This is a genomic window from uncultured Tepidimonas sp. (genome assembly GCF_938045175.1).
GTDB lineage: Bacteria > Pseudomonadota > Gammaproteobacteria > Burkholderiales > Burkholderiaceae_C > Tepidimonas.
In genome coordinates this window covers 1-5,508 of the sequence record NZ_CALIND010000150.1, presented here as the reverse complement: position 1 = coordinate 5,508, position 5,508 = coordinate 1, and the positions used below count along the sequence as shown (strand labels likewise).

The 5,508-nt window shown below is 67.1% G+C and carries 4 protein-coding genes and 1 pseudogene; all 5 read left to right on the top strand.

The features are described 5' to 3' along the window. Positions 1-207: PLP-dependent transferase (locus Q0716_RS07900; RefSeq protein ID WP_299021679.1), on the top strand; the 207-nt coding region annotated here is incomplete at its 5' end. A gap of 16 nt (positions 208-223) precedes the next feature. Further along, positions 224-1,042 (top strand): alpha/beta hydrolase, encoded by an 819-nt coding sequence (locus Q0716_RS07895; RefSeq protein ID WP_299021676.1) that lies wholly within the window; start codon positions 224-226, stop codon positions 1,040-1,042. Positions 1,043-1,098: 56 nt separating this feature from the next. After that, positions 1,099-2,165, top strand: a pseudogene (locus Q0716_RS07890) (cytochrome P450). A gap of 66 nt (positions 2,166-2,231) precedes the next feature. After that, the gene (gene amt, locus Q0716_RS07885; protein ID WP_299021672.1) at positions 2,232-3,890 is read left to right on the top strand and encodes an ammonium transporter; all 1,659 of its coding nucleotides are present in this window, start codon (positions 2,232-2,234) and stop codon (positions 3,888-3,890) included. Then, positions 3,868-5,304 carry an EAL domain-containing protein gene (locus Q0716_RS07880; protein WP_299021669.1) on the top strand — a complete coding sequence of 479 codons (1,437 nt, stop codon included), beginning with the start codon at positions 3,868-3,870 and terminating at the stop codon, positions 5,302-5,304. Before amt ends, Q0716_RS07880 begins: the two co-directional genes overlap by 23 nt. The last annotated feature ends 204 nt before the right edge of the window (positions 5,305-5,508 follow it).

Here is a 5,508-nt window from a genome sequence, read left to right as displayed (position 1 = left end):
CTGTTCAGCCACCTGGCCAACGTGGGCGACTGCCGCAGCTTGGTCATCCATCCGGCCAGCACCACCCACTTCCGCATGGACGACGCGGCCTTGGCCGCGGCCGGCATCGGCCCGGGCACGATCCGGCTGTCCATCGGGCTGGAAGACCCCAACGACCTGATCGACGATCTCAAGCGCGCCCTCAAAGCCGCAGAAAAAACCACCTGATGCCCGGAGACCGCCCATGATGATCGACGTCCTCGGCGCGCCGCTGTACGCCTACACCGGCGGGCGCCCCCTGCAGGCCGACCGGCCCACGGTGGTGATGATCCACGGTGTGCTCAACGACCACAGCGTGTGGATCCTGCAAAGCCGCTACCTGGCGCACCACGGCTTCAACGTGCTGGCGATCGACCTGCCCGGCCACGGCCGCAGCGCGGGCGACGCACCCGCCAGCGTGGAGGAGGCGGCCCGCACCGTGCTCGCACTGCTCGATGCACTGGGCGTGGCGCAGGCGGCACTGGTGGGCCACAGCTGGGGCTCGCTGATCGCCTTGCAGGCCGCAGCCGACGCCCCGCAGCGCGTCACACACTTGGCGCTGGTGGGCACGGCCTACCCCATGCGCGTGTCCCCCGCCTTGCTGGAAGCGTCGCTGCACGACCCTCGGCGCGCCATCGACATGGTCAACGTCTTCAGCCACTCGACGCTGGCCCCGCCACCCTCGGCGCTCGGGCCCGGCACGTGGCTGTATGGAGCGTCTTGCGCGCTCATGCACGCCGTGCTGGCCAGCAACGCGCAGGTCAACGTCTTTCACCGCGGCTTCCTCGCGTGCGACCGCTACCAGGGCGGCGAGGCCGCGGCGCGCGCGCTGTGCTGCCCGGTGCAGTTCATCCTGGGCACGCGCGACCAAATGACCCCGCCCAAAGCCGCGCAACCACTCATCGACGCCGCACACGCCGCCGGCGTCCCGGTGGACGTGGTGCAGATCCCCGCCGGCCACGCCCTCATGACCGAGGCGCCAGACGGGGTGCTCGACGCACTGCGGCGGGGACTACAGGCGTGACAGCCATGGCATCGACAGCAGAACAGGCGGTCGTACCCGCCGACATCACACCACCGATGACGCCCGAGCGTGCGGCCAAAATCGGGAGCGATTTCGACCTGCGTCGGCTGCCGCCCGATTTTCTGGCCAACCCCTACCCGGTGTATGCGTGGTTGCGTCAGCACGATCCCGTGCGGGCCATGCCAGATGGCACGTGGTTTCTCACCCGACACGCCGATCTGGTGGCCGTCTACCGAGACGCTGCCACGTTCAGCTCCGACAAGCACATCGAATTTGCCCCCAAGTACGGCACCGAGTCCCCGCTGTACGAACACCACACCACCAGCCTGGTGTTCAACGATCCGCCGCTGCACACCCGGGTGCGCAAACTCATCATGGGGGCGCTGACCCGGCGCGCCATCGCCGATTTGGAGCCAGGACTGGTGACGCTGGTCGATGACTTACTCGACCGCATCGCCGACCGTGGCGGTGGCGACTTGATCGAGGACTACGCCGCCGCCATCCGCTCGACCCGCAGCGCGACGTGCTGACACGGCTCATCCAAGGCGAGCAGGATGGCGAACGGCTGACCGAAACCGAGCTGCTCCACAACGGTATCTTCCTGCTCAACGCGGGTCATGAAACGACCACCAACCTGATCGGCAATGCGCTGGTGTGCTTGCACGAGTGGCCGCAGCAGAAGGCCTGGCTACAGCAACGGTTGCGCGCTGCCCGCGACGACCCGCAGCAGTGCGACACTGTCCTCGACGCAACCGTCGAGGAGTTCCTGCGCTTCGAGTCGTCCAACCAACTGGGCAACCGGCGTGCGTTGCGCGATACCGAGGTGGGCGGCGTTCGGCTGCCCGCCGGAGCCCTGGTCACACTTTGCATCGGAGCGGCGAATCGCGATCCTGCGGTCTTTGCCGACCCCGAACGCCTCGATCTCAGCCGGACCGAAAACCGACACTTGGCGTTCGGGTTTGGCGTGCACCAATGCGCGGGCCTGAACCTGGCGCGACTGGAGGGACGCATTGCCATCGGCCGGTTCTTGGCACGCTTTCCGCACTACACCTTGAGCGCGCCGCCGGTGCGCGGTGGACGCGCCCGCTTTCGCGGCTTTCTGCGCGCACCGCTTCGAGTTTGACAGGCACGGCGTTTGCTTTGATCCGGGTATCCGCGGGCCTGTCCCGCGCTGCTTTGGGGTACCCGGATGTTGTCGTCTCCGATCGATCTGCTGTGGGTGCTGCTCTGTGCCGGCTTGGTCTTCGTGATGCAGGCAGGCTTTCTCTGCTTGGAGTCGGGCCTGACGCGCAGCAAGAACTCGATCAACGTCGCGGCCAAGAACATGGCGGACTTTTCCGTGGCCGCGTTGCTGTTCTGGCTGATTGGGTTCGGCCTCATGTTCGGCCCCAGCGCGGGCGGCTGGATCGGCGCAGGCTTGTTTGGGTTGTTCGACCAACTGCCCGACGAACCCCACTTGCTCGGCTTTGTGCTGTTTCAGGTCATGTTTTGCGCCACCGCGGCCACCATCGTCTCGGGTGCCGTGGCCGAGCGCATGCGCTTTGGCGCGTACTTGGCATTGTCGGCATGGGTGTCGCTCATCGTCTACCCGGTCTTTGGCCATTGGGCATGGGGCGGCGCATGGGCGCCGGGTGCACGCGGCTGGCTGGCCGAGATGGGCTTCGTGGACTTTGCCGGCTCCACCGTGGTGCACAGCGTGGGCGGCTGGGTGGCGCTGGTCGCGGTGTGGCGTATCGGCGCGCGCGCTGGGCGGTTCCCGGCCGACGGGCCGCCGCCGGTGATCCCGGCCGGCAGCCTGCCCATGGCGATGCTGGGGGCGCTGCTGCTGTTTTTTGGCTGGCTCGGGTTCAATGGCGGCAGCACCCTGGCGCTGGATGGCCGCGTCCCCGGGATTTTGCTGCACACCACGCTGGCCGCCGCGGCCGGCGCGCTGGCGGGCCTGGCCGCAGGACGGCTACTGCACGGATATTTCGAGGTGATGTCCCTCATCAACGGCCTGATCGCCGGTCTGGTGGCCATCACAGCGGGCGCCCATGCGCTGTCGGCGCCCGCGGCCGTCTTCACCGGTGCCATTGGGGCATGGGTCATGGCCTGGGCCAACGAGTGGCTGTTGCGGCGACGCATCGACGACGCCGTGGGCGCCATCCCTGCGCATCTGGCCGCTGGCGTTTGGGGCACGCTGGCCGTGGGATTGCTGGGCGATCCCGCCTTGCTGGGCACTGGCTTGAGCCGAGCGGCCCAAATCGGGGTGCAAGCGCTGGGCGTGGTGGTGTGCGGAGTCTGGTGCGTACTGGCCACCCTCGCCTTTTTGTGGCTGGTGCGTGAGCGCGATCTGCGCGTCACCCCCGATGAGGAGCGCAAGGGGCTCAACGTCGCCGAGCATGGTGCGCGCACCGAGCTGATCGAGCTGTTGGAGGCGATGGAGCGTACCCGCCAAGGCGGCGACCTGAGCCAGCGTGTCCCCGAGGAAGATTTCACCGAGGTCGGGCAAATCGCGCGCGCCTACAACCGCGTCATGCAGGCCCTGCAGGCCGCCACCGCAAACACGGTGGCGCTGGTGCGCGAAATGCGCGACGGGCTGCTGACGTTTCGGCCCGACGGCACGCTGGTGAGCCTCAACCCTGGTGCGGAAAAGCTGCTCGGTGTTCCTGCCACCGCGGCGGTGGGTCAGCCGCTGGTGCATGTGCTGCGCGAAGCGGGCCACGCGCTGCCCATCGACAGCCAACGCCTGACCCATCCTGGTGCGTCGCTGGAGCTGCGCATGGCCCGACCTGGTACGCGATTTGCTGCGCGGCGCGGCGCCAGCCACCCGGCGAGAACACGCCTTGCTGCTGCGGCGCGACGGTGAACAGACCCCCATCATCGACACCGCTGCACCGATCCGCAACCGCGATGGCTTTTTGATCGGTGCCGTGCTGGTGTTTCACGACGTTACGGTCTCGTTGAATCTGGCGCGCGAGCTCAGTCACCAAGCGACGCACGACGCCTTGACGGGCGTGCCCAACCGGCGCGAGTTCGAGCGGCGCTTGCGCGAGCTTCTGGCTCGCCCCGACCCGGCATCCCACGTCTTGTGCTATCTGGATCTCGACCAGTTCAAGATCGTCAACGACACGTGCGGCCACGTCGCCGGCGATGAGCTGCTGCGCCAAATCACGCAACTCATGCGTGGCCACCTGCGCGCGGCCGACACGTTGGCGCGCTTGGGTGGCGATGAGTTTGGCCTGATCCTACAAGGCTGCGACTTGGAGCCCGCGGTGGCGCTGGCACAGCGCATTCGCGAGGCCATCGCTGACTTTCGCTTCGCGTGGGGGGAGCGCTCGTTTGGGATCGGTGTGTCGATCGGCCTGGTCCCGGTGGCAGCCCACGAGCGCGACGCCGATACCCTGTTGGCAGCAGCGGATGCGGCTTGCTACGCCGCCAAAGAGGCCGGGCGCAACCGCATCCACGTCTATCAGCCCGACGACCGGCACCTGCTCGAGCAGCAGGGTCAAATGCAATGGGTGTCACGTCTGCAATCGGCGTTGGACGAAGATCGGTTGCGGCTATACGTGCAACCCATCGTGCCGCTGCACCCCACGCCGGGCGAGCGCCCCCACGCCGAGATCCTGGTGCGACTGGAGGAAGACGGCCAACTCATCCAACCCGGGGCGTTTTTGCCGGCGGCCGAGCGCTACGGCCTCATGCCCCGCATCGACCAGTGGGTGGTTCGCAATACCCTCGCGTGGCTGAGCGATCGCGTGCGCCGCGACGGCGATCTCGACCGGGTATTTGCCATCAATCTCTCTGGTGCATCGTTGTCGGACGAACAGTTCCGACAGCACCTGCAGGCCCAACTCGAAACGTTGCAATTACCACCGGGCTCACTGTGTTTCGAAATCACCGAGACCGCCGCCGTGGCCAATTTGTCCAAAGTGGTGCATTTCATCGGGGAGGTCAAGCGCTTGGGCTGTCTGTTCGCGCTGGACGACTTCGGCAGCGGGCTGTCCTCGTTCGCCTACCTGAAGAATCTGCCGGTTGACTTCCTGAAAATCGACGGCAGTTTCATCAAAGACATCGAATCCGACCCGGTCGACCTTGCCATGGTGCAAGCCATCAACACCATCGGTCATGTCATGGGGCTGCGCACCATCGCCGAGTACGTTTCGTCCGAAGCGATCCTGGCACGCGTACGCGAGCTGGGTGTGGACTACGCCCAAGGCTACCAAGTCGGCATGCCACGACCGCTCGATGCGCTGGCACCCGTGCGCCGCATGCCGCGCTAAAGCCCCGGCCGACGGCACGGGCCAGCGTCAATCGCGGCCGCCAGGCAGCACCTGGGCCACGGGTATGCGGTCGAGGGCGAGCGCGCGCCACAATGGCTGCGTCGAGGCGGTCTTGGGCAACCACAGCCGCTGCGCCAAGTCGCCCAGGTGGCGCTCGTGCAAATCGACCAACAGCACCCAGCGCCCCTCGTCGTCACTGAGTTG